This window comes from Natrinema sp. CGMCC1.2065, from assembly GCF_051225675.1.
GTDB classification, from domain to species: domain Archaea; phylum Halobacteriota; class Halobacteria; order Halobacteriales; family Natrialbaceae; genus Natrinema; species Natrinema thermotolerans.
Window position 1 is genome coordinate 12,251 of the sequence record NZ_JBPJSJ010000019.1, and the last position, 23,246, is coordinate 35,496.

The following is a 23,246-nucleotide window of genomic DNA, read 5'->3' on the forward strand; positions in this document are numbered from 1 at the left end:
GACTCACCACTCCTCGACAGTCGTGTTTTCCGGCGGCTCGAACGCGAACCGCTCGTCCTCGAGGCCGACGTTGAACGAGATCGACTCGTACTCCATACGCAACTCGTAGCGGTCGCCGCTCGGGGTTTCGTACACCAGTCGTTCTTTCAGCGGGTAGTCGTACTCCGTATCGATCCAGAGACGCTGCTCCACGACGTCGATCTCGTCCGTCGGGTCGCCCGTCTCCAACGGGTAGACGAACTCGGTGTTGCCGACGATCAGGGACACGTCGCGTTCGACGGTCTCGTTTTTCGCCTCGACGGCGAGGACGTGGGCCTCCCGGTCCGCGACCCGGTCGGTGCCCCGGTACTCGAGGTCGTAGAGGCTGCTGACGTTCGCCGCCATCTCGGCACGACTCGAGCGGACCGCCTCGCTATCGAATCCGTCGGGCGCCTCGAAGTGCTGTGTGACGTTCGCGTCGGAATAGTAGAGCCAGTTGTCGGTGGCGTTCGACACGTACAGGTTTCCGACCACGACCGGGTCGGAGGCCTCGACGACTTCGCTTCGCTCGTCGACGTAGGGTCGTCTCTCGATCCGGAGGACTTCCGTCACGGTTCGGTTCCCGTCGGTCATCTCGACCCGTCGCACGCCTCGGAGATCCTCGAGGTCCTCGCTGTGGACGTACGCACCCTCGAAGACCGCTTCGGGGTCGGGATCGTCGGTCTCGCGTTCGGGGTCCTCGAGCGCCACACAGCCGGTCAGCAGGACGCTGACGACCAGGACGCCGAGGACGGCCGCGAGTCGGCGACTTGTCATTACCGTAGTCACTCGGACCGTAGTAGTAATCTTTACCCTTCTGTAATCCGGGTTGAGATAACGACCGTCCATCGGGAAACGGCCGGGAGGACGGCTCGAACGACAGTGAGAGCCGTCCGACTCTACGGAAGAGCAAGCTCTTCCGAGCAGCGAGGGACCGCGGTCCCTCGAGCAGTCGGCGCTACGCGCCGACGACCTCGCGGACGCTGCGCGTCCGCTCAGCGAGGGAGGGCAGGCGGCTACCCGATACGACCGCGAGCGCCGGAGGCGCGAGCGGGCCGACGACTGATCCGGAGCGAGCGGCTGCGCGGCGCTACGCGCCGCGAACGGACGAGCGGTGAAACCGCGAGTCAGCGAGTGGAGGGGAAGGAGGAGTGCTTTTGATCGACCTTTTACCGAGTGAGCAAGGCGCGCAGCGCCGCCGCTCACGCAGCGTAAAAGGTCGGTGAGTATGAATGCGGACGACCGCGGTTGCCCGGCGTTCCGACCGGGGGAATCCCGGTTGCCTTCTCCACCCCGCGACCCGGCGAGCGACAGGTGTCCGGCGGTCCACTGCTCGCTTCCGCGCCTGATGGGCTGTCGCCGGCTAACCACGATGGGACGTCCCTGCGGACGGCCATCGTGGACCGCTGTCCCCGACGGACGAGGCTTCCATGTTGGCTCCCGGGGCCCCGGTCGGTCTGACCGGACGCCCGCGGCGTTCGGTCCCCGCTAATGACCATAGCGCGGGTAACGAGCAGGGCCAAACTGCCCGACCTAGTCCACTCCTACGTAGGGGGTGGGAACTTAAGGACCTTTCGTCTCCATCGCTCGAGTCCGGTGACGGCGGCCGCCCGTCGCAACGCGGTGAGTGCTGTCCGATCGTCGTACCCGCTCCCGACCGGTTGCCGGGCCGGTCCGGATCCGGTTGGTATCCGATCGCGTTCCAGGGCCCTTTCACAATATATATTCACCCAACGGCCACGTATGGGTTTCAATTGGGGAATGTTGTGCCAAGAAACAGTTATATCGTGTAAACAGACTCACTCGAGTAACCGATGACATCCCAGTCCCGCCGCCCGACCGACGGCCGACCGATAGCCGGTCCGTGGTCGGGAGATCGACGGAGCGGTATCGACAGCCCCTCGAGCGCGTCCCTGCCGTTCGTGATCCGAGGGGTGCGATGACGGTGTCCGGCTTCGAGTCGCCGATCGCGGACCTCCCTCGCGGCTCCGACGGCCTCGCGACGACCGACGACGCGCTGTCGCGGCTCCGCGAACGGCTGCCGACGTTTCTCGAGCGGATGGTGGCCGACGCCGGCGCGGAGGGAGTCGTCGTGCCGCTCGACGGCGGGGTCGAGACGGCGCTGGCGGCGACGTTCGCCGTCGATGCGGTGGGACAGGACCGCGTGACGGGGCTTGTGATGCCGGCGTTTCTGAGCCACGAGGCGGTGTCGCGCAACGCGGAAGCAGTTGCGACGTCGCTGGAAATCGACCACAGTCGCCTGCAACTGCAACCGGTCCTGGCGGCGTTTCAGGAGACGATCGGCGGGTCGTCCGGGCCGGCCGACGACCTGGTCGCGACCACCAACGCGCTGTCGCGGCTCCGGATGACCTGTGCCTACTACGTCGCGAACGCGACGGACGCGCTCGTCGTGGGCCCGATCAACCGCACCCAGTACCTGCTCGGCTCGGTCGCGAAACACGGCGAAACGGGGGCCGACTGTCTCCCCTTCGCCGACCTCTACCGGGCCGAACTCGAGGCCCTCGCTCGAGCCGTCGGGATCCCGGAGGATCTGACGGTCGAAGCGGCGGGCTCGCCGTTACATCCCGGCGGGTCGCCGGCGACAGGGCTTGATACCGATCCCGAAACTGTCGATCGGATCCTCCGGCGGAGAATCGACGAGGGCGTCGACGCGGGAACCGTCGCGGACCGGACCGGCGTCGAGACCGAGACCGTCGAGCGACTCGCGGCGTGGGTCGAGCGGACGCGTCACAAGCGTCGCCGGCCGGTGCGGCCGTCAACGCGGATCTGACGCCGACTCGAGCGGGGCTGCCGCCGATGAGGCAGTTTCGGGACGGCCCCTCGACCGCTCGCGGCGACCGCTTAGGTCGTGGTATCGGTTTCGCGAAGCGCGTGCAGGCCCGCACTCGCGAAGAACACGGTGCCGCCGACGACGGGCGCGATACCGATTCCGGTGCCGCTCGTCGCGCTCGATCGGTGTCGCCATAGGTGGCTCCCGTCCGCGCCGTCGTAGGCCGATACCGTGTCTAGACCGCTCACGTAGACGGTCCCGTCGGCGACGACCGGCGGATCGGGTTCTTCGGTGGGAGTCGTCCACCGTTCCGATCCGGTCTCGGCGTCGAACGCGGTCAGTTGCCAGCCGTTCGTGACGTATAGCGATCCCCCGGCGACCGCCGGTGAGGAAACGGGGTCCGACCCGGATCCCTGACCGCCGTGTTCGATCGGTTCTCGCCATCGAAGCGTTCCGTCTCGGTCGAACGCGGCGACGGTTCCGTCGCCGACGGGGGCGTAGACGGCTCCGTCGACGACGGTTGGCGAACCGGTGATATCGGCCTCGAGGTCCCGCGTCCACTGCCGCTCGCCGTCGGCCGCCGACAGCGCGACGAGTTCGGTTCCGCCCTGATAGACCGTCCCTCCACCGACCGCCGGCGGCGTCGGCCAGAATCCCCCGTCGTCAGCGAGGGGAGCGGTCCAGCGCTCGCGCCCCGTCTCGAGGGCGAGGGCGACGAGCGTCGGCGGGTCGGCGTACGTGGTCTCGATCGCGTACACCGTCCCGTCGGCGACCGTGATCCTGTCGGCGAAGTCGTGGCCGACCCGCCAGCGATCGTCCCCCGAATCGGTCGCGATCGCGACGACCGTTCCTCCGATAGAGAGGACGGCCGTTCCGCCGACGACCGCGACCGGGCCGGCGACGTTGGTTCCAGAATAGGACCGTTCCCACTCGATGTTGCCCGTCGAACCGTTGAGGGCGTAGACGACCGTCTCCGTGCCGTCGTCACCGACCGAGTGGCCTTCGGCGACGTAGACCGTTCCGTCGACGACCGCCGGCGGGCCGATATTGTAGGACGGGTCGTCGGCCCCCTCGTGGAACGTCCAGACGGCGTCGACGTCGTCGACCGGGCCGGCGCGAGCCGTGCGACCGACGTGGGTCGGGCCGTACTGGTGCATGCGGTATGGGTCGGCGTCGGTCAGCGCGTCGCGCAACTCGGCGGTCGCGTCGGTCGACGCGTTCTCAGTCGTCGACTCCGCGGCGTCTCGCTCGTCGTCGAGAACGCCGAGACAGCCGGCCAGTCCGGTCACGGTCGCCACCCCCGCCGCGGAGAGGAGGTCTCGCCGACGCCGGCCGTCCGTCTGCGATCCCCTCGTGGAATTCATGCACGGTGTTGTGTCTCGGAGTTACATATATACGGTGCTGTCAGCCGGCCGCGACGAAGCGAGACCGCGGGGGGACCGGTCACTCCGCTTCGATCCCGGCCTCGAGCCCGGCATGTCGATCGGAAGGACGAACTCGTCGTCCGACGGAGGAAAAGGCCCATTAGCGCTCCGACACATCGTCCGGTTATGGGACTTGGCAGCACTGCAAAGAAGATTCAGGGCCTCTCGGACCGCGCCGAAGCGATGTACAAGCAGGTACAGAAGCTCCAGAACCGGATAACGGGACTCGAGGAGGAAATGGACGAGACCCACGACACGGTCACACGCATGGACCACCAACTCACCGAGCAGCGCGCACTGTTGCTGGCGATCGCCGAAGAACAGGGGATCGACGGCGAGGAAATCCTCGCCGAGGCGGCCATCGACGAGGCCGAACTCGCGGCCGAGGAGACCGACGAATCGACAGCGAGCGACGCATCCGAGTCGACGGCGAACACGGCGAGCGAACCCACGGACACAACCGCCGAGTGAAACGGTGAGACGGCTGTCACGCGGTGTCTCCATCGCAAACGTGTTTCTCCGGCTCGAGGTGACCCAACGACTGCGTTGGAGAGCCGCCGGGACGGCAGCGTCGACGCCACCGGAGTCCGATAGTGGCGGCTCACCTTCGCTGTCCGGTCGATCGTAATCGTTTCTCACCGGCACCCTCGGATATCCGCCGTACCGGTCGTAATAATAAGAGCTAACAACGGAAGCAACATTTGCCAGCACGATGACGACCCACGAGCAGCCGGTGGATTCGGTCCTCGAGACGATCGGTCGAACGCCGCTCGTCCGCCTCCGAGGCGGGGCCGGAGACGTATCGATCTACGCCAAACTCGAGTCGTTCAACCCCGGTGCCAGCATCAAAGACCGCATCGGGAAGTACATGCTCGAGCGAATGCTCGAGCGTGGCGACGTTCCCGCCGGCGGGACGATCGTCGAGCCGACGGCCGGCAACACCGGGATCGGGCTGGCGATCGCGGCCAAGCAGCTGGGACTCGAGGCGGTCTTCGTCGTTCCCGAGCGGTTCAGCGTGGAGAAACAGCAGTTGATGGCCGCACTCGATGCGGAAGTCATCAACACGCCGACCGAGGACGGCATGGACGGTGCCATCGCCCGGGCACAGCAGTTGGCCGACGAGCTGGACGACGCCGTCGTCCCCCAGCAGTTCTCGAACCCGCTAAACGCCGAAGCACACTACGAGACGACCGCCCCCGAGATCTACGACGCGCTGGATGGACGGGTCGGTGCCGTCGTCGTCGGCTGTGGAACGGCGGGGACGCTCATGGGAATCGCCCGCTACGCGCTCGAACAGGACCCAGAGACACACGTCGTCGCGGTCGAACCCGAGGGCTCGGTCTACGGGGAACTCCTCGGCGACGAGCGCGAGGAAGACGAGTACAAGATCGAGGGGATCGGCACGCACGACACCACGACCAACGAACTGTTCGATCCCGAACTGGTCGACGACGTCAGTGCTGTCTCGGATCAGGACGCCCACGACGAACTCGTCCGGCTCGCCCGCGAGGAGGGCCATCTGGTCGCCTCGAGTGCGGGTGCCGCGAGCGTGGCCTCGAAACGGGTCGCCGAACGGATCGCCAACGGCGACCTCGACGTCCCCCACGAGACCGTCGCTACGATCTTCCCGGACTCGAGCGAGCGCTACCTCTCGAAGGGCATCTATCGGTCGTTCGAGGAGTGGACGTCGTAGGCCGACACCGTCGTCGGGCCCTGGGCCGCCGGTAACCAGTACACTCTTTGCGGTCCCCGAAACCACTGGGGATATGAGCCGGCTGCCCGACGCCCTCCCGGACGACGCACTCCCGTCGGCCCTCCACCCGACGCTCGAGGCCTACGCCGACCAGGGGGGACTGCTCGGGGCGTTCACCTACTTCTTTACCTATCTCGAGACCCGCGACGAGGTCCTCGCAGAAACGCTCGCGTCGATCCCGACGGACCTGTTCGTGACGAGCGCGCTCCACGACGATGCGATCGACGAGATCGACGCCTGGGACGATCGCAAGCGACGGCTGAACGAACACGTCACGACCGGCGACCTCGTCTTCGCGAACGTCGCCGCCGCCGTCGCCGATGCGCCGGCCGACGTCGATCTAGGCCACGCCCTCGAGACCGTCCGCGAGATCGGTGCGGGCCAGCTCGCCGAGGAGTCGTTCGACGCCGCGGCGGCGACCGTCGACGACGCGATCGCGCGAGTCGACGAACGCGGCGGCCGCTGGGGCGATCTCGCGGTCGAACTCGTCGCGGCCACCGGCGGCTACACGGCCGCACAACTCGCGTCGATCCGAACCATCGCGACGGACGGCCTGTTCGTGTTGACCGTCATCGACGATCTGGCGGATCTCCCGGAGGACGTCGACAACGGCGTCGCGACGCTTCCGGTCGTCCTGTTCGAGGGCGATCCCGACGCGTACCGGTCGACGACCGCCCTGGTCGACGATCTCCTCGCGTCCGACGTTCCCGACCGGCTCGAGGCCCTCGTTGACCGTCGCCGGGCCGCGATCGATGCGGCGGCTACCGACCTCCACGCGTCGCTCGACTACTCCGATGAGACACTGCTCGAGGCCGCCGCACTCGCGCTCCAGTGGTACTGCGAGACGGTCTGTTCGGTCCCGGTCGCCGAGACGGTCCCGCAGACCCGTCGTGAGGCGATCCGCGAGGGGGTATCCGGTGGGGAGGCGTCGACGCGGCAGTTCGTCGCCGAGCGTGCCGCCGACGCCCCCGTCGCGATCGAGCCCGACGCGATCGCGGGAACCCTCGCCGGCCTCCCCGACGAACCGCTCGTCCGGACGGCGATCCGACTCGAACACCTCGAGTCAGTCGTCGACGACCGCATGCATACGACGGTCGAGGACGCGCTCGCGGACCTTCGTACTGCATCGACGCCGGCCTCGTAAGGACCCACTCAACCGTCGGCTCAGGCGACGAGCCGGCGGTGCTGGACCTTCATACACCGATCCTGGACGACGGCCCGCCCCGCCGTCTCCGCGCGGGCCGCCGCCTCGTCGTCGCGGATTCCCTGCTGCGTCCAGATGACGTCGACGTCGTCGCGCTCGAGGGCCGCGTCGACGATCCCACTTACCTCCTCGCTGGGCCGGAAGATACAGACGACGTCGATCTCATCCTCGACATCGGCCAGCGAGTCGGAGACCTCGCGGCCGAAGATCTCCTCGGCGTAGGGGTTGACCGGGATCACGTCGTAGCCGTGATCCAGCAGGTACTTCGGCACGTCGTGGGCCGCCTTGCCGGGCGTACTCGAACAGCCGACGACGGCGATGGTGTCGGACTCCAGGATCTCCTCGATCTCCGCTGCGGTGTCGACTGGCATGATACCCGAAGGTACGCGGTCCTCGCTGAAACGTTTCGGGGTCGATCGGTTGGGGACCGACCGGACTCGAGTCGATCGATCGTCACGGAAAACCGAAGCCAGTGGACGCGAACGGAGCCGGGAGTTCGGAACCGGTTACGCCGAGAAGCCGGCGGTCCGGATCTCGGGCTCCTCGCCGTCGGCCGTCTCCTCGAGTTCGATGACGGCGTCGAACAGCTGTTTGAGCGTGTTCATGGTCTGGTCGTCGTGGGCAGTCGAGTCGATGACGTAGACGCCCATGGCGTCGGCACTCTGGATCCGGCCCGTGAAGACGTGGAGGAACCGAAAGACCGTCTGGAGATCGGAGTACATCAGCAGTGTCGACACCGAGTGCAAGAGGACGCGATTCCGAGTCAGCCCGCGGGTCTCGTAGAAGTCCTGCAGGAACTCCGAGAGCTTGATCCCGATGCCGGTCATGTCGACCGGGGAGGAGGCGTACTTGATCCGTGGGTCGTCGTCGATCGTTCCGATACCGCGTTGTTTGGTGACACAGTCGACGACGCCGATATCCGGCTCGACGCCCTCGCCGACGTGGTCGTCGAGGCTCTCGAGGACCTTGTCGGCACTGTCTTTGGTAGTGACGACGATCGAACCGTCACCACGGGCCGCACCGCTCGCGAGGATATCGAAGGCGATCCGCCGTTTCCCCGTCAGTGGCGGACCCGCGACGAGTACGTTCGTTCCCGGATCGATTTCGACGTCCGGAAGGACATCTGCGAGGTCATACATACGGAATACTCACATCCATCGCCGTAACGACGAGCTGGTACCACAGCCCACTCCGACTGCCGGCGTATGGTATGAAGATACGCGAAGCAGCTTATAGTACTTTTGATAACGTAGCTGGCGTCTCGCACTGTCTTCGCACGCTGAACGAGGCCGTCGACGGGTCGGTCCCACCACTCGCTGGGCGAACCGGCTCCGGTCAATCGGCCCGTGTCTGCGATGTGTATCCGACGGCCCGCCGGCCGCGACTACAGCGCGCTTCTCGATACCGTCGGCGTGTCCTACACCAACAGGGGGACCTCGAGGGCGGCTCGACCGACGATAAACGCCAGCGCGGCCAAGAACATCCCGTACTTGAGACGCGACTGGCCGGTCGTCGGATTCGCGAAACTTTCGTAGGCGGCCAGTAGCATGACGGCATCGGCCGGTGCGACGACGAGCAGGTACGCGACGCCGAAGTAGCCACGGAGGAACGGAATCGGGCTGGCGACGACGGCGACGACCAGCAGGACGGCGGCGACGACCAACGCCTTCCGCTCCCCGATCGCGATCGGGAGCGTGTTCAACCCCTCCTCACGGTCCCCTTCGATGTCCTCGACGTCTTTGATGATCTCGCGGGTCAGCGTGGCGATCGCCGCCAGTACGAAGAGGACCACGGCCGGTGCGATCTCGCCGACTGCCGCAGCGCCGAAGAGGAACGTGCTTCCGACGAGATAAGCGACGAGCGCGTTCCCGAGACCCGGCAGCCCCTTGAAGAACTCGGTGTACGCGACCAACGCGAGGAGGTTGACGCCCGCGATGGCGATCGCCGTCGCCGGAAGCGTCACCGCGAGCGCGACCGCGCCCGCAAAGAGGAGGACGCTGAACGCGAGCGCACCGCGCGGGCTCACCGCACCACGGGGGATCGCCCGCCCGGGCTGGTTGATTCGGTCGATCTCCCGATCGAAGTAGTCGTTGATCGCGTTTCCCGCACCGACCGCCAGCCCCGTGGCCGCGACCGCCGCAGCGACCGCGAGCGGCTCCCCCGCCACCCCACCGGCGACGAACGCTCCGATGAACGTCAGGGCACTCGCCGCGATCACGTTTACCGGCCGCGTCAACTCGAGCAACCCGCGACCCGTCTCACCGACAGTCATACGCTCGAGTGGTCATGCGGGCTGGTTAAACGGTACGGTCCGGTCCCGGCGACGGATCATCCCGGAGACGATCGCACGCATCGCTCACGCGATCGGTGACGGGAGAGAAGGCGTCGCGGCTCGCGTCTCAGCGCCACTCCTCGAGATCACAGAGGACGTCAGCATCGATCTCGAGCCATTTGCTCACCCGGTCGTCGCCGCTCGCGTCGGCCGGCACGGCCGTCCAGCTCCCCTCGTCGTCCGAGAGCAACTCGAGGGGCGTCGCGCCGGATTCGACCTCGTCTGGGACGGGGGCTTCGGTCTCGCTCATGCTATACGTAGCCGTTGCAGCTACAAAACAAAGACCCCCGCCGCTGATTGTCACCGACTGAAAACTCTCGAGCGGCGAGCGTGGTGGTGTCTATCGAAACCGGCCCGAATCGAGTGACTTATATGGACACATCGGAAATGAACTCGTGCGGGCGCTTAGCTCAGCCTGGACAGAGTACTTGGCTTCGGACCAAGCTGCCGCGGGTTCAAATCCTGCAGCGCCCATAGATTTGAGCGGCGATAATCGCCCGACGGCGGGGCGATTATCGGTCGAATGGGCACATTTTTGCTTTCGTTCGATCATCGATTGAGTGGTACTCTCCACGGGAGTTCGCGTACAACCAAACTGGTCGGGAGGGAGAAAATCAATCGCTGATTGACGGGATCCCTCTTTCCGAGTAGTGGCGTTTCTGGCTCTGTTGAAACCTCGGCTACAGGCCCGGTGTGCCTCGGTAAGTCCAGAGCGTGAACTACACGAGTGAGAAATCCAATAACCATTAGGGTACGATGTAGCGACCGCTACATTGACTTGCTCGGGCCGATCTCCTCACGTACAACGTAGTAGAGAATCCAAACGACGGGGCCACCGAAAAATGCGGCAAGGCCCCATGCGAGTTCGTGGGAACTTCCACGACTGTCGGCGTCTCGGTGGATGTAGAACGTTATGAGAAGAGCAAGAGCGACTGCGACAAGAGTTATCAATACTTCGGTGGTGCCAACAGTGCCGGTGTCTACGAGCGTCATGACGAGATATTCATAATGAAATGAGATAGAGATTGTGATGGCCGAGCAACTCTACTGTGCACCCGAATACACTACAGATGGTGTCGAACTAATACGGTCCCCGAGCCGAATCTCTCTATATATCTCGCCGCTGGAACAGTACTTGGCTCACGATGAGCAATCCCAAAAATCCAGCAAGGAGAACTCCAGAGTCCATTACCTCGTACGTACCATCAATGAGAACCGGTGTTGGGGAGTAGTAATGGGTTGGGCTAATGTATTGAATCCACGAGAACTCCTCCGCCGCGCCAACTGCGGATTCAACCAGCCAGAGAACGAACATCAGCCCGATGGCAGCTCGCTCTGCAACCGCCGCTCGATTCACGAGCACTGAGAGAACTGTTCCGATCGCAGCGCAGACGAGGAGATACGGAATCGAGAGAAGATGCGCCAACACGAGATGCATCGGATCAATCGTTTCGCCAATCGCTAGTACGAGACCGTACGTGACACCGCCCACAACTACGTTCAACAGGACAAGTGGAAGCACCATCGATGCGAATTTTTCGAGAAGTAACTGGCTCCGAGAAACCGGAAATGAGAGCAACAGATCCATTCGGTCATTCTCGATATCGCTTGCAATCTTCCCCGCTGCTGAGTATGCAAAGTAGATTCCGAGCCCCACCAACCATACGAACGTGTAAATCTGTCCCCCGAGCCACCCTTCGATCGTTCCAATCGTTTGAATCCCGAACGCCTCCCGCATCGCAGGCGGCACTGAGTCCGCGATCTGCGCGTAGGCGGATGCGTCAACGAGAGAGAAATACCAGACGATGAAGGCCACGTAGAGGCTCACCCCAATCGTCAGAATCACCGTTCCTCGAAGACGACGACTCGTCTCATATCGCGTGGTTTCAAGCATCCGATTGTACCTCTTGGTTGGATTCACCTGCTCCCGCTGACTCGTAATAGTGCATGAAGACGTCTTCGAGCGGTGGTTCGCTGATGTCGATTTCACGCACGTCATGTGTCGCAAGTTCGCGGAGAAGCGTGTTGTACTCGCCAGTGTAAATGAATTGGATTCCGTCAGCGAACGTCTGCACATCATTGACCCCATCGAGTGCTGCGAGTTCAGTTCTCGCCTCGTCAGTCGTTCGAAGCCGGACACGCTTCCCACCTTGGTCCATCAGTGTCTCGACACCCTCTAATCCGACGAGTTTCCCGTCGCGGAGTATCCCGACCCGATCACAGATGCGACGGACCTCGCTTAGCACGTGAGACGAGAAGAATAGCGTCTTTCCTCGCTCGCATTCGTTCCTGGCGAACTCGTTAAATTCCTCTTGATTAAGCGGGTCGAGACCGGATGTCGGTTCGTCCATTATTACGAGTTCGGGATCATGCATGAAGGCCTGGATGATGCCGAGCATGCGTTTGTTCCCGGACGAATATTCGCGGATGGGACGCTCCACCGGGGGTGTGAATATTTCGAGGAGTTCGTCTCGCCGGTCACCACCCTTGACGGATGCATGATAGTCCAAGACGTCTGCGCCAGTCACTTCCTCGTTGAATCCGAGATGCGCCGGCAAATACCCGATCCGCTGCTTGGCGTCGATGAGCGCGCCCTCATCGTGAACATCTGCGCCGAGAACAGTCGCTGTTCCGGATGTCGGTTCGAGTAACCCCAGCAGTGTTCGAATCGTCGTCGTCTTCCCTGCACCGTTTGGCCCGAGGTATCCGAAGATTTCGCCAGTTTCGACGGTGAACGAGACGTCGTCGTTAGCGAGAACGTCTCCATAATCCTTTGTCAACCCGTCAAGTTCGATTACTCCCATAACCCCATCCTTTGCATCCACTCCATTTTGTTGTATCGGAGGTTACATTCGACGTACATAGACGGAAACGTCACGAGACAGTTGGGATTTGACTACTGACCTGGGACTGCGGTCAATAACGGGACGAAGAACGTGGACTCAACGGAGACATACCGTTATTGTCTCTCCCGACCTACTGTCAGTTATGGCCCGAGTTGGTTTCGTCCTCGTGGGACTCGTCATGGCCCTGGTTCCAGCACGAGTTCGAGAAGCGTTCGAGAAGCTCGCCCTCAAAAAGTCTGGTGAGGTGAGCCCTAGCCCCTCGTTTACGCCAGCGATTAGAACGGAAGGCGTGATTTTCGTGGTCGTGAGTGTACTGGGAGGATCGGTGTATCGTGTGTCGATGTACGTCCTCGGACTGGCCGGTGCTATTGCACTCTTCGTTCCGAAGCAGGCACTCCGGTTTAGTATGAACATCGCGTACGAAAACCCAGAGACAGTCGAATGGAAGGACGGACTCGTTCCAGTAATCCGCGGGTTCGGCGTGCTGTATCTGCTCATCGCGTTGAACGAGGTCAAAAACCGCAGTCGGGAGACGTAACCGGAATTCCGGGCCAGTGACTTACAGATTCGACCCCGAGGCCGAATCCGATTCCCGTTCGATTTGCTCGTACAAGTAGTACGAGTACACGGCAGTAACTCCGGCCGTCAGGAGCAGCGGGACGAGAAGGAAATAAATCGCTAGGTCGCCGAAAAAGAGCCCGACCAGTGTGAAGACGGCGGTGAGTTTGAACAGCCAACTACCGAGGGCATGGGTCCGATCCCAGACCTCGTCGCTGCTGAGCGTCCACGGTGTCCGGATACCGGCGAACCAGTTCGGCTCGGCGTGCGGGAGGAAGATGCCGACGTAGTAGAACAGACCAGCCGCGCCGACCAAGATGAGGGCTGTGAAGTCGAACTCGTAGCCGAGGTTGAATGCGACGATCCCGGCGTGGACGAGGACCAGATATCCGGTGAAGATGACGACGAACCAGTCGTAGTAGGCCCGGAACTCCGTGATGTTCTCACGGAGTGGACCGATCCGAGGAATCACGGCGAACACAGCGAACAGCCCTGCGGTCATCGCGGGAAACAGCCAGAGTGCGAATTGCTTCGACATGGTGCCATCCGGTTCTCCGGCGGCGTTCCAGTGCGTGACAAGGTCGGCGGGGAGCGACGGAGCTGCGAACAGGCTCACGATGCCCGAGAGTACCACGAGTCCAACCGCCACCCCGAACCGGTGAATTGTCTTCATACACGACGGTACGGCCCGTTCCCTGATGAATCAGTAGGGAAGAGCCGGTGAACTGATTGCGGACAATACTGATGACTGTATTGAGCACTCGGTGGGGGCTACTTCTGGAGAAACCCCATGCAAGATATGCGCGTTCTATTCAGCACTCGCTGAATTACCTTCCTGATTTCTATCAGAAAGCGCGTGACCGATTCGGAGGGTGAAGTCAGCACAGCGGCTACATTTGTTCCAGACCTGTTCCCCTGAACCACCTGCTCAGCGTGCGCGCGGAGTGACTACTCGATTTCTAAGTGATCACTTCCGCCACCCTCCTCACCGTCGTTCTCGTCCCATTCGAGTTCAAACTCGACACTTCGTTCAGTCATATTGCCAGCCGGCCCTTCGCGTTCAGCTTTGACTTCGAAGGTCGGTTGAGCAGGGGGATTCAGCGTGACAGACTCGGAGCCTGCTTTCAGGTTGATAGCCTCACCGCTGTCGAGATTGTCCGCGACTTTCCGAAGGTACGATGCAATCTCTTCTCGACTCTGGTTGCTCTCTGATTTGAACAGGACTTCTTCAGGCATACAGGAGATGGTACACAGCCTGCACCAATAAATGCGCCCGCCCAACTGACCGATCTGATCGAATCAGCAGATATTCTGTGCGAGATACACGCGTTCTATTCAGCACGAAATAGAATACACATTCAGAACCAGACACATTTTCCGCTTCTCAAACGCCCGAATTCAGACGCCTCACGCCTCAAAAGTCGATTCGTTCGACAGTCGAACCGGAGCCTGCAGCGCCCATTCGTTTTCCGAACGTGAATCCGACAGAAGGCGTCGTGTTTCATATACACTGCTGGGGACCTCGTCGGTCTGGGTTCGTTCAGTAGCCGAACGGGTTCCTTTCGTGCGATGTGATCCCCTTCAGTTCAGACGATCAACCCGATTGAGAGGCGTAGACCATCTCCATTGGAAGTTCGTCGGTCGGGTCCCCACGATCGCCTTCCGGCCACTCCTCCGGAAGCGTGCGGAGCCGTCCGGTTATCGGACTGGCAGTAAGCGCTAACACGAACGCGTCGATGACGTCGTCGGTTCCGACCTTGGCATCGAGATCGGTCGACGCGCCACGGACGTTCTCGACGATCGCCCCGTCGATGGCCTCGAGTATCTCGATCCGTTCCCAGAAGGCGGCAGCCGGTTGTCCCGTCTTCGAGTACTTCGTGGCGGAGTCGCCGTTCAGCGCCCAGAAGCAGACCTCGGGGTGAGCCTCACGAATCGTTCCAACGGCGTTCGGCTCCATTTCACGGAGGAAGGTGTCGAGTTCGGCGATCTTGCCAGCGATGCCCCACGACTGAACGCCGAGACTGCCATCGGTGCGCCTCTCTTGCGTCTCCTTTGCGTCCTCGTAGCTTTCCTCGTAAACGGTAGCCCGCACTGGTACGGAAAAGACGCTGGAGTGGCGGTTCGGACTGAGTTTCGTTCGGGCAGCGTCGTCACACGGACGCTTCCCGTTCGAGTCTTCCCGGAGACCGATCGGGATATCGATCAGGATCCGTTCGGCCGTCTCGTGGTGGGCCGCCCAGAGTTCGCCGATATCGTCGTACAGCGCAGCGTCTTCGTAACCGTCCTCCCCATACTGAACAGCGATCCAGCCGGCCGAGCAACCATCGACACCGATGTACATATTTCCCCCTCGTCCCTCCGACTATTGAAAGTTCAAGTTCCGATACGAAAACGGTCGGTCCGTACTTCGCAGCTATCCGGAACGCCCGCGAGCGGTCACCAACGGCAGCGGACGGTATTTTCTCGATCTGAATACGCTAAACCCCCTTAAGGTAGCCGTCTCCGATACGGTTGGTAAGGGGATCGTCGATGGACGAAGCGACGCAGGACGAAGTAACGAAAGCGATTCGACAGCTCGAGGAAGAGGAGGAGTCGGACGAGATCATCATCGTCGAGCGATAGCCGTCGTCGAGTGCTGTTCCCGTTGCAGTAGACAGCGCTGCCGGCGTCTCGTCAGGGTAACGGACCCACGCCGAGCCCGAAGCCGACTGATTACCGGTCGGACGCTACGAGCCAGGTCTCGAGCCGAGCGACGAGAGCGTCGGCGATGGCGTCGCCGAGCCGGTCGGGCGTCTCGGAGAGGTCCCAGACGTAGTCGCCGGTTCGGGTGACGGTCACCCAGTCGACGAACTCGTGGCGGTCCAGTTCGAGCAGGAGCGTCTCGAGGGTGGCGTCGGCGAGCCGACAGCCGAGCGCGTCCGCGATCGATTCGGAGAGCTGTGCGGTTGTGGCGACGACGCGGTCCTCGAGGGGATCGTCGCTTGCGGGAGTGGGGGTCGGCGGCGAGGGCGGTCGATCGGTCATCGTCGACCGCTGGGTGTGAGTTCGGACGTAATAGGTTTGGTGGGAGTCGTGGACGCGGGACGGTATCGGCGAGCGACCGATCGTCGGGCCCTCATACGGTTTGCTGTACGTCATTGCCGGTGGGACCGCAGAGCGTCGCGGTCCCACCGGGACCGGTACAGCAAACCGTATCACTCGGCGGCGACGAGCTTGTAGCCGCCGCCGTCGGTGTCGGTCTCTCCGCCGTCCTCCGGGTCCGGGTTCGGTGCCCGTTCGGCGTAATAGATGGCCCCGTCGATGATCCGCGGCGTACTCGTGACCACGCCGTCGTTGTCGACCTCCCAGACGAGATCGCCGCTGCGTTTCTCGAGCGCGTAGAGGCCGCCGTCCTTCGAGCCGACGAGGACGCGATCGTCGTAGACCGTCGGACAGCCGGTGATCGGGCGGTCGGTCGGGAACGACCAGTGTCGGTCACCCGAGGACGCGTCGAGCGCGTAGAGGTTCCCGTCGTGGCTGCCGACGAAGACCGTGTCGAGCGTCGGGTCGATGGCGGGCCCGGACATCACCAGACTGCCGGTCTCGAACGACCAGTCCTCGCTGCCGTCCTCGAGGTTCACCCGATACACGTGGTGATCCCACGAGCCGAAGTACGCGCCGCCGTCGTAGGTCGCGATCGGGCCCTTGATCTCGCCGTCGTTGTCGTTGCTCTCGGTCTCGAACGACCATTCGAACTCGAGGCCGGGGTACGACCAGCCGTAGAGGATGCCGTCGTTCGACCCACAGACGAGGCGGCCGGCCTCGAGGTCGACGGCGGGCGTCGAGTGTGGGTGGTCGGTCGGCCGGCCCTCGGGGTCCTCCCAGACGACCTCGCCGTCTTCCGCGTTCACGACGAAGGTACTCCCTTCCGGATCGGGGTATTCGACCGCCATGACGAGTCGACCGTCGTGATAGAGCGGGCTCGAGCCGATGGAACCGCCGAGTTTCGTCTCCCAGTCGACGTCGCCGGTCTCGGCGTCGACGGCGTAGAGGACGCCGTCGTACGCGCCGGCGTAGACTCTGCCGTCGGCGACCGCCGGCGTCCCGTGGATTCCCCGGGCATCGGGGCCGGTGTCGGTCCCGGTTCGCCATCGCTCCTCGCCGTCTGCGTCGAGTGCCACGAGATAGCCGGTGTCGCCCGGAAAGACGACGCCGCCGTCGGGAAGGGGGGCGGCACTGGCCTTGGCCGCGGTGTGGGTGCCCGTGTTGAGTCGGTCGAGCCGCCAGTCCTGCTCGACGGCGTCGGGAACCGACGCGTCCGGATAGTAGCCCCACCGCTCGAGCGAGCGTCTGAATTGGGCGACGCCGTCCGGAACGGTCCCTTCGCGATCGGTCTCGGTCTCGGGGATCAGGTCGTCTTCGCCGTCGCCGAGACAGCCCGCGAGGGCGATCGTCGCCGCCGTCGCGCCTCCGACCGTCCGCAGTACTCGGCGCCGTCCGTACGTGCGGTGGTCGCGGGCGGGGTGCGAGTCGTCAGTCATCGTCCCGACGCTTGCGCTCGAGCGATACAGGTTTTGTGTTAGCAAACGTATCGATCGAGCTATCGGGCGATGCCGATCGTCCGTCACGTCCCGCCGGGAGACGCCACCGTCGATGCGTCGGACCCGACTACTCGTCGGGATGGTCGTTGATGATGACGACGGCCTCGCCGTCGATGACGGGGTCGTCGTCCTCGTCGACGACCGTCGTGTGCAGGCGGTAGCGATCGCCCCCGAGGTCCTCGACGATCTCGCACTCGGCGGTGACCGTCTCGCCGATCTCGACCGGGCCGGTGAACTCGAGGTTCTGCGAGAGATAGACGGTCAGTCCGGGGAGCCGGGCCAGTGCGGCGCTGATCGTCCCGGCGACGAGGGTCCCGTGGGCGATCCGGCCGCCGAACTGGGTGTCGTCGGCAAACTCGCTCTCGAGGTGGAGCCGGTTGGTGTCGCCGGAGACCTGCGCGAAGGCGGTGACGTCGGTGTCGGCGATCGGCTTGCTAAAGCGGACGTAGTCGCCGACACCGAGCGAGTCGTGATCGTCGGTCGAGCGCTCCATAACCCAGGCCTCGTCGCCGAACGCGACCTCGGCGGCGGCGGTTTCGACCGTCGTGCCCGCGGCCGGTCGCGCCGCGTCCGAACCGGCCGTGGGCCGAAAGCCCATCGCGGCCAGCAATGCGTTGTTCGCCTCTCGGTAGCTGTTGAGAACGTGTCTCGAGACGCTGGACCAGTGGTCGTCCGGCGGGGCGGAGCGAGCATCGTCGACGTCCGAAGGGTGACTACTCATTGGTTTGGATAGCAGGGGTCCGATCGGTCGGTTGGTCGATTCCGGACGTACCTAGAACGGAGATCCCCTTCGGGGTATCGCCAAAGTACGTTGGGAAACCGGCGCCGACAGTGGAGGCCGTCGACGTGGCGTCCCGACCGATCGAACCTACGCGGCGGGAATGAACTCGGCCGTCGCCGTGTTGAACGCACCCGGGCGGTCCTGATTGACGAGGTGGCCCGAGTCGGACAGCAACAGGCGCTCGCCGTCGGTGACCGCCGAGACGATCTGTTCCCCCTGTCGTTTGACGAGCGGGGCCTCCTGGTCGCCGTGGACCACGAGCGTCGGAATCTCGAGGCCGGTCAGCGCGGGCGGTTCGTACCGATAGAGCGCGTCGAAGATCTTGCTGAACTCGCCGGTGGGGATCTCGCCGGCATCGTCGATCGCCGCGGCCCTGGTTTCGGCGTCGACCGACAGCCACTGCTCGCCGGTCGTCGCCCGAATCGAGTACAGCATCGACCGGAAGGCCCCCGCCGAGCCGGAGACCGACAGCGTCGCCGACAGGGCCGGCAGCGGCGACCAGAACGACTTCAGGCCGCCGGGGATCTCGACCGGCGGCATCGAGCGGACCGCGCCGCCGAGGACCGCCGCCCTCGCACCGTCGGGATGGCGGTCCATGTACTCCTGGACGACCATCGACCCCAGCGAGAGCCCACAGAGGACCGGCCGCTCGATCTCGAGGGCGGCGAGCAAGGCCTCGAGATCGTCGGTGAAGAGTTCGATCGAGTACTCGTCGACGTCGGTCGCGCCGGTCCGGCCGTGGCCCCGAACGTCGAGCGTGACGACGCGGTAGTCCTCAGCGAAGCGCTCGATCTGGGGGGCCCAGGCGTCGCCGGTCATCCAGCCGCCGTGGATGAACACCAGCGGGTCGCCGTCGGTCACACCCGTCGTTTCGTACCAGATCTCCCCGTCCGCGAGTCGGAGTTCCGCCATGCATCCCATTGGGGCTCGGCAGCTATTAGAACGCCGGGTTGCGTTGGCACGGGCTGTGAACGGGGTCCAAAACCGGGAAAACGGTGAGCGGTCAGTCCGCGGACGGACGGATCAGTCGTCGTCGCGGGCGAGCCAGCGGTCCCGGAACGATTCGAAGTCGGCGTCGTCCTCGGTGATGCGGTCCCACGCCGCGAGGCCGCGTTCCTCCCGGGAGCCCGGGATGGTGTTGTCCAAGATGAGTGCGGCGAGGCCGCCGACGGCCATGCCCGTCGAGCCGATGATGTAGACGGTGTCGACGACGGCCTGTGCGGCGGCTTCGATCGGCGTCGCGACGCCCGCCTCTGCGAGGAAGGCCTCGAGGCCGACGACCTCGCGGAACGCGATCGTACTCTCGAAGTTGCCCATGTAGGCCGGGATCGCCAGCCCGATGAAGAGCGCGAAGCCGATGACGAAGGTGTTGCGCGAGGAGTCGAGATCAACGTGGCGTAGGTTCGAGATCCCGACGGCGACGATCTGGCCGAACATGGCGATGAAGAGGCCGCCGACGATCGGGTCCGGAATGGTCGCGATCAGCTGGCCGAAGTAGCCGACGAAGCCGACGACGAGCATGACCGCGGCCCCGAGCTGGACGACGTATCGCGAGGCGACGCCGGTCAGCCCGATCGCGCCGATATTCTCGGAGTAGGAGGTCGAGCCGCCGGTGCCCATGATGCCCGAGAAGACGTTCATCAGCCCCTCCATGCCGATGCCGTGGTTGATCCGGCGCTCACTGGGCGCGCCCGAGCCGGTGATGTTGGCCACCGCGTAGTAGTCGCCGATGCTCTCGACGATCGAGGCCAGCACGCCGGCGAACATCCCGACGACGAACGCGGTCGTCACCTGTGGCATGCCCCACTGGAAGGGGTAGATCGGCAGCAGCGGCCGCGTGTTCGCGACCTGACCGAGGTCGACGTAGCCCGGATGGCTCCCGCCGATGATACCGGCGACCGACAGCGTGGCCGCGGCAACCCAGGCGATGACCAGTGCCAGAATAACGGGATACAGGCGGAACGCCTTGTGTTTAACGTCGAGATACTGCGAGAACAGCAGGATGAGTCCGAGCGTGAGTCCGAGCAGCCACCAGCTCTGATCGGGCGTCGTGATCTGGGGTGCATTGAACAGCGACAGGCCGATCAGCGCGATCGTCGGCGCGACGACGACCGGCGAGAGGAATCGGCGGAGTTTCCCGACCAGTCCGAAATAGCCCATCGCGACCTCGACGACCGCAGCGACGATGATCGCCCCCTGTAACTGTACCAACGCGGTCTCCCAGCCCGAGCCGCCCGAGACGCCACCGGCGGTGACGACGCCGATGATCGCCAGCGCCGGCGCGAGCATCGAGAACGGCGCGCCCTGTACGATCGGATACCGGTTCCCGAACGTCGTCTGGGCCAGCGTCGCGATCCCCGAGACGACGAAGAAGGTCCCGACGAATCGAGCGGTCACGTCGCCCGGCATTCCCATCGCCCCGGCCAGTATCAGCGGGACCGCGATGTTCGCGCCGACCATCGTCAGGTAGTGCTGGATCCCCAGCACCACCGACTCGCCCAGCGGCGGCTGTTCGTCGATTCCGTATTCGATGTCGTCGCCGACGGCCTCGTCGGCGACTGCCTCGTCGGCGACTGCCTCGTCCCCCGTCATCGAGTCTCGTCGGATAACACGCGAGGGCGCTCAAAGGGGTGTTGATCTTGGATTCGTCACGCACTCGCCGTCCCGTCGTGGGTCGGCGTCTCCGCTGTCCATCCGTCCACCCGTCGCATCGCGCTCGAGCCCGCCCTATCGCCGCGTCTCGTCGGCCGCCCGCTCCGCGGCGGCCCGGACCGTCTCGACCGACAGCGACTCGAGATCGACCAGTTCCCCCTCGGTCTCGCCGGCGACTAACTCGGAGAGGCCGGCCCGGGAGTCGTCCCCCGCGTCGACGACGACCACGCGAGTGTCGCCGTCGGCAAGGGCTCGAGCGGCCCGCCGCGTTGCCTCCGTGGGGCTCCCGTCGGCGACGTTCGCCCGGCCGTCCGTGACGAGGACGACCACCGAGGCGTCGGTCTCGGCCCGTTCTATGACTCGGCGCGAGGTCTCGAGGCCGGCCGGCAGCGGCGTCCGGTCGCCGGAGGGGAGGTCCTTGAGATGACGGGCGGCCAGCGAGACGCTGTCGGTCGGTGGGAGCAAGATGTCGGCGTCCTCGCCGGCGAAGGCGACGAACGCGACCCGATCGCGGTGTTCGTAGCTGTCACGCAACAGCTCGAGGACGACGCCTTTCGCGGTACGCATGGCGGGTCGCATCGAGGCGCTGGCGTCGACGGCAAAGACGATCGTCACCGAGGTGTCGCCGGTGCGGACCGACTGCCGGAGGTCGTCCTCGCCAACGCGGGACTCCCCACGGGCGGCAGCCGACCGGACCGACGCCGCGGCGTCGATCGAGCCCTCGCCCGAGGCGGGTTCGGTGCGGACGCGAGCGCCCCGGTTGTCCGTACTCGGCGACGTACTCGCACGGGAGCCGGTCGCGGTCGCCGTTTCGCCGTCGACGGTCGGCGACTCGAGGTCGGGCGCGGCCGCCTCGCCGATTTCGGCCCGCTGCTGGCCGGGCACGAGCGGCTGGGCGGTTTCGTCGTCTCCGTCCCCGCCGTCGGACTCCTCCGAATCCGACTCCCCGTCGCTCGAGCCGTCCTCGGACCCGCCGTCGCCGACTTCCGCGGGCGACTGGTTCGCCGATTCGGGTCGCTCGCCGTCGTCGGGGCGGCGCTCGGGGCCGTCGTCAGTGCCGGTGCTATCTCCGTCGCTGTCGTCGGAACCCGACCCGTCGCTCGAGTCCTCACCGTCCGTGCCGTCGTGCCCGTTTCCCTCGCCGCGATCACCGGGTTCGTCACCGCCGTCCGGATCGGACTCGGCGTCGCCGTCCTCGCCGTCCGTTTCCGCCGCGCTGTCACCGTCGTCCGCGTCACCTCCCGCTTCCCCGTCGGCCTCGTCCGGCGACTCCTCGTCGAACCGGTCCTCGAGCAGATCGTCGAGGTCGGGTTCGTCCTCGAAGGGCGTACTCCGGAGGCGATGGGGGAGCGCGTAGGTCGCCGCCTCGTGGACGTCGGACTCGATCACCGTCTCGCGGCCCTCGAGCGCCGCGATGGTCATCGCGGTCCGGGCCGTCGCCACGTCGCCCCGGTGGCCGTCGACGCCGGCCTCGAGACAGAGGTCGGCGATCTCGGCCTTGAACTCGGTCGGGAGGTCGACCCGCGAGAGGCGCTCTCGAGCCGCGGCCAGGTCGTCGCGCAGGGCGTCGACTTCGTCGGCGTACTCGGTCCGCGGATCGGACGCGCCGCCGTCGGCCTCGAGTGCGCGGTCGATGATCTCGACGCGGTCGTCGATCTCTCGGCAGCCCTCGACGCTGGCCTGCAGCGCGAAGCGGTCCCGCAACTGCGGTCGCAGATCGCCTTCCTCGGGGTTCATCGTGCCGATCAGGGTGAAATCGGCGGGGTGGGAGACGCTGATCCCATCGCGCTCGACGGTGTTGACGCCGCTTGCGGCGGCGTCTAAGATGACGTCCACGAGGTGATCGTCGAGCAGATTGACTTCGTCGACGTAGAGGATCCCCCGGTGGGCGCGGGCCAGCAGGCCGGGGTCGAAGTCGGCCTCGCCCGCCAGCGCGTCCTCGACAGAGAGGGTGCCGACGACGCGGTCCCGCGTCGCACCGAGTGGAAGGGTCACGAGCGGCACGGGCCGGGTTTCGACCGGCAGATCGTCGGCATCGCGGTCGCGACAGTCGGCACACTGCAGGTCGGGGTCGTCGGGCGAACAGCCGTACGGGCAGTCGGCGACGGCTCGCTGTTCGGGCAGCAGATCGACGAGCGCCCGGACGGCGGTCGACTTCGCGGTGCCTTTCTCGCCGACGATTAGGGCCCCGTCGAGGCCGTCGTTGGCCGCGACGGTGAGCAACACGCGCTTCAACTCGTCCTGTCCGACGATCGCCGGAAAGGGGAGTGACGACAGCTTTTTGCCCCCGGCGTTTGCAACCATACT

23 protein-coding genes, 1 tRNA gene and 1 other RNA gene are annotated in these 23,246 nt (G+C 64.8%); 6 read left to right on the forward strand and 19 right to left on the reverse strand.

What is annotated here, in order from left to right; translation table 11 throughout:
* Nucleotides 1-3 precede the first annotated feature (3 nt).
* Complete coding sequence (locus tag ACSBP4_RS16420; protein WP_435552853.1) at nucleotides 4-795, reverse strand: LolA family protein; 792 nt, start codon at nucleotides 793-795, stop codon at nucleotides 4-6.
* Between the two features lie 455 nt (nucleotides 796-1,250).
* Nucleotides 1,251-1,562, reverse strand: an RNA gene (gene ffs / locus ACSBP4_RS16425) — signal recognition particle sRNA.
* 395 nt (nucleotides 1,563-1,957) lie between these two features.
* Here ffs and nadE point away from each other — a divergent pair.
* Entirely contained in the window at nucleotides 1,958-2,809 is an 852-nt protein-coding gene (gene nadE, locus ACSBP4_RS16430) for an NAD(+) synthase (RefSeq protein WP_435552854.1), read from the forward strand.
* Between the two features lie 71 nt (nucleotides 2,810-2,880).
* Here nadE and ACSBP4_RS16435 read toward each other — a convergent pair whose 3' ends face one another.
* Nucleotides 2,881-4,173, reverse strand: a complete 1,293-nt coding sequence (locus ACSBP4_RS16435) for a PQQ-binding-like beta-propeller repeat protein (protein ID WP_435552855.1) — start codon at nucleotides 4,171-4,173, stop codon at nucleotides 2,881-2,883.
* Nucleotides 4,174-4,359: 186 nt separating this feature from the next.
* Between ACSBP4_RS16435 and ACSBP4_RS16440 the strand changes: the two genes are divergently transcribed.
* The 3 genes from ACSBP4_RS16440 to ACSBP4_RS16450 all read left to right on the forward strand — a co-directional run bounded on the left by ACSBP4_RS16440 (nucleotide 4,360) and on the right by ACSBP4_RS16450 (nucleotide 7,130).
* Complete coding sequence (locus tag ACSBP4_RS16440; RefSeq protein ID WP_006649124.1) at nucleotides 4,360-4,704, forward strand: DUF5798 family protein; 345 nt, start codon at nucleotides 4,360-4,362, stop codon at nucleotides 4,702-4,704.
* A 241-nt stretch (nucleotides 4,705-4,945) separates the two neighbouring features.
* Nucleotides 4,946-5,926 (forward strand): PLP-dependent cysteine synthase family protein, encoded by a 981-nt coding sequence (locus ACSBP4_RS16445; RefSeq protein WP_435552856.1) that lies wholly within the window; start codon nucleotides 4,946-4,948, stop codon nucleotides 5,924-5,926.
* Nucleotides 5,927-5,999: 73 nt separating this feature from the next.
* Nucleotides 6,000-7,130: a hypothetical protein gene (locus ACSBP4_RS16450; RefSeq protein WP_435552857.1), complete on the forward strand. Its 1,131-nt coding sequence runs from the start codon at nucleotides 6,000-6,002 to the stop codon at nucleotides 7,128-7,130.
* A gap of 20 nt (nucleotides 7,131-7,150) precedes the next feature.
* On the opposite strand, the gene ACSBP4_RS16455 is transcribed toward ACSBP4_RS16450, so the two are convergent.
* The 4 genes from ACSBP4_RS16455 to ACSBP4_RS16470 form a co-directional block, all read right to left on the reverse strand.
* Nucleotides 7,151-7,561 (reverse strand): CoA-binding protein, encoded by a 411-nt coding sequence (locus ACSBP4_RS16455; RefSeq protein ID WP_049964573.1) that lies wholly within the window; start codon nucleotides 7,559-7,561, stop codon nucleotides 7,151-7,153.
* Between the two features lie 135 nt (nucleotides 7,562-7,696).
* Nucleotides 7,697-8,329, reverse strand: a complete 633-nt coding sequence (locus ACSBP4_RS16460; RefSeq protein ID WP_049964572.1) for an RAD55 family ATPase — start codon at nucleotides 8,327-8,329, stop codon at nucleotides 7,697-7,699.
* Nucleotides 8,330-8,607: 278 nt separating this feature from the next.
* Entirely contained in the window at nucleotides 8,608-9,462 is an 855-nt protein-coding gene (locus tag ACSBP4_RS16465) for a geranylgeranylglycerol-phosphate geranylgeranyltransferase (protein WP_435552858.1), read from the reverse strand.
* A gap of 127 nt (nucleotides 9,463-9,589) precedes the next feature.
* Nucleotides 9,590-9,772, reverse strand: coding sequence for a DUF7511 domain-containing protein (locus ACSBP4_RS16470; RefSeq protein WP_006181914.1), 183 nt, complete (start codon nucleotides 9,770-9,772; stop codon nucleotides 9,590-9,592).
* A gap of 149 nt (nucleotides 9,773-9,921) precedes the next feature.
* Between ACSBP4_RS16470 and ACSBP4_RS16475 the strand changes: the two genes are divergently transcribed.
* Nucleotides 9,922-9,996: transfer RNA gene (locus tag ACSBP4_RS16475), tRNA-Arg, on the forward strand.
* Nucleotides 9,997-10,290: 294 nt separating this feature from the next.
* On the opposite strand, the gene ACSBP4_RS16480 is transcribed toward ACSBP4_RS16475, so the two are convergent.
* The 3 genes from ACSBP4_RS16480 to ACSBP4_RS16490 all read right to left on the reverse strand — a co-directional run bounded on the left by ACSBP4_RS16480 (nucleotide 10,291) and on the right by ACSBP4_RS16490 (nucleotide 12,326).
* Complete coding sequence (locus ACSBP4_RS16480; RefSeq protein ID WP_256299369.1) at nucleotides 10,291-10,515, reverse strand: hypothetical protein; 225 nt, start codon at nucleotides 10,513-10,515, stop codon at nucleotides 10,291-10,293.
* A 115-nt stretch (nucleotides 10,516-10,630) separates the two neighbouring features.
* Nucleotides 10,631-11,416, reverse strand: a complete 786-nt coding sequence (locus ACSBP4_RS16485; protein WP_435552859.1) for an ABC transporter permease subunit — start codon at nucleotides 11,414-11,416, stop codon at nucleotides 10,631-10,633.
* Nucleotides 11,409-12,326 carry an ATP-binding cassette domain-containing protein gene (locus ACSBP4_RS16490; RefSeq protein WP_435552885.1) on the reverse strand — a complete coding sequence of 306 codons (918 nt, stop codon included), beginning with the start codon at nucleotides 12,324-12,326 and terminating at the stop codon, nucleotides 11,409-11,411. The genes ACSBP4_RS16485 and ACSBP4_RS16490 overlap by 8 nt, the downstream gene beginning before the upstream one ends.
* 184 nt (nucleotides 12,327-12,510) lie before the next feature.
* Here ACSBP4_RS16490 and ACSBP4_RS16495 point away from each other — a divergent pair, with 184 nt between their 5' ends.
* Nucleotides 12,511-12,906 (forward strand): hypothetical protein, encoded by a 396-nt coding sequence (locus ACSBP4_RS16495; RefSeq protein ID WP_435552860.1) that lies wholly within the window; start codon nucleotides 12,511-12,513, stop codon nucleotides 12,904-12,906.
* 21 nt (nucleotides 12,907-12,927) lie between these two features.
* Here ACSBP4_RS16495 and ACSBP4_RS16500 read toward each other — a convergent pair whose 3' ends face one another.
* From ACSBP4_RS16500 to ACSBP4_RS16540, 9 genes are all read right to left on the reverse strand, one after another.
* Nucleotides 12,928-13,599 (reverse strand): SdpI family protein, encoded by a 672-nt coding sequence (locus tag ACSBP4_RS16500; protein WP_435552861.1) that lies wholly within the window; start codon nucleotides 13,597-13,599, stop codon nucleotides 12,928-12,930.
* A gap of 275 nt (nucleotides 13,600-13,874) precedes the next feature.
* A complete protein-coding gene (locus ACSBP4_RS16505; RefSeq protein WP_435552862.1) occupies nucleotides 13,875-14,162 on the reverse strand; it encodes an amphi-Trp domain-containing protein in 288 nt (95 codons plus the stop codon).
* A 358-nt stretch (nucleotides 14,163-14,520) separates the two neighbouring features.
* Nucleotides 14,521-15,267: a DUF429 domain-containing protein gene (locus tag ACSBP4_RS16510; protein ID WP_435552863.1), complete on the reverse strand. Its 747-nt coding sequence runs from the start codon at nucleotides 15,265-15,267 to the stop codon at nucleotides 14,521-14,523.
* 371 nt (nucleotides 15,268-15,638) lie between these two features.
* Nucleotides 15,639-15,950, reverse strand: coding sequence for a hypothetical protein (locus tag ACSBP4_RS16515; protein ID WP_373630897.1), 312 nt, complete (start codon nucleotides 15,948-15,950; stop codon nucleotides 15,639-15,641).
* Between the two features lie 170 nt (nucleotides 15,951-16,120).
* The gene (locus ACSBP4_RS16520; RefSeq protein ID WP_435552864.1) at nucleotides 16,121-17,446 is read right to left on the reverse strand and encodes a PQQ-binding-like beta-propeller repeat protein; all 1,326 of its coding nucleotides are present in this window, start codon (nucleotides 17,444-17,446) and stop codon (nucleotides 16,121-16,123) included.
* A gap of 127 nt (nucleotides 17,447-17,573) precedes the next feature.
* Complete coding sequence (locus tag ACSBP4_RS16525; RefSeq protein ID WP_006649069.1) at nucleotides 17,574-18,227, reverse strand: MaoC family dehydratase; 654 nt, start codon at nucleotides 18,225-18,227, stop codon at nucleotides 17,574-17,576.
* A 147-nt stretch (nucleotides 18,228-18,374) separates the two neighbouring features.
* The gene (locus ACSBP4_RS16530) at nucleotides 18,375-19,199 is read right to left on the reverse strand and encodes an alpha/beta fold hydrolase (RefSeq protein ID WP_435552865.1); all 825 of its coding nucleotides are present in this window, start codon (nucleotides 19,197-19,199) and stop codon (nucleotides 18,375-18,377) included.
* Nucleotides 19,200-19,310: 111 nt separating this feature from the next.
* Nucleotides 19,311-20,879, reverse strand: a complete 1,569-nt coding sequence (locus tag ACSBP4_RS16535; protein ID WP_435552866.1) for a uracil-xanthine permease family protein — start codon at nucleotides 20,877-20,879, stop codon at nucleotides 19,311-19,313.
* 135 nt (nucleotides 20,880-21,014) lie between these two features.
* On the reverse strand, nucleotides 21,015-23,243 hold the full coding sequence (locus tag ACSBP4_RS16540; protein WP_435552867.1) for a VWA domain-containing protein: 2,229 nt from the start codon (nucleotides 23,241-23,243) through the stop codon (nucleotides 21,015-21,017).
* Nucleotides 23,244-23,246: the final 3 nt, after the last annotated feature.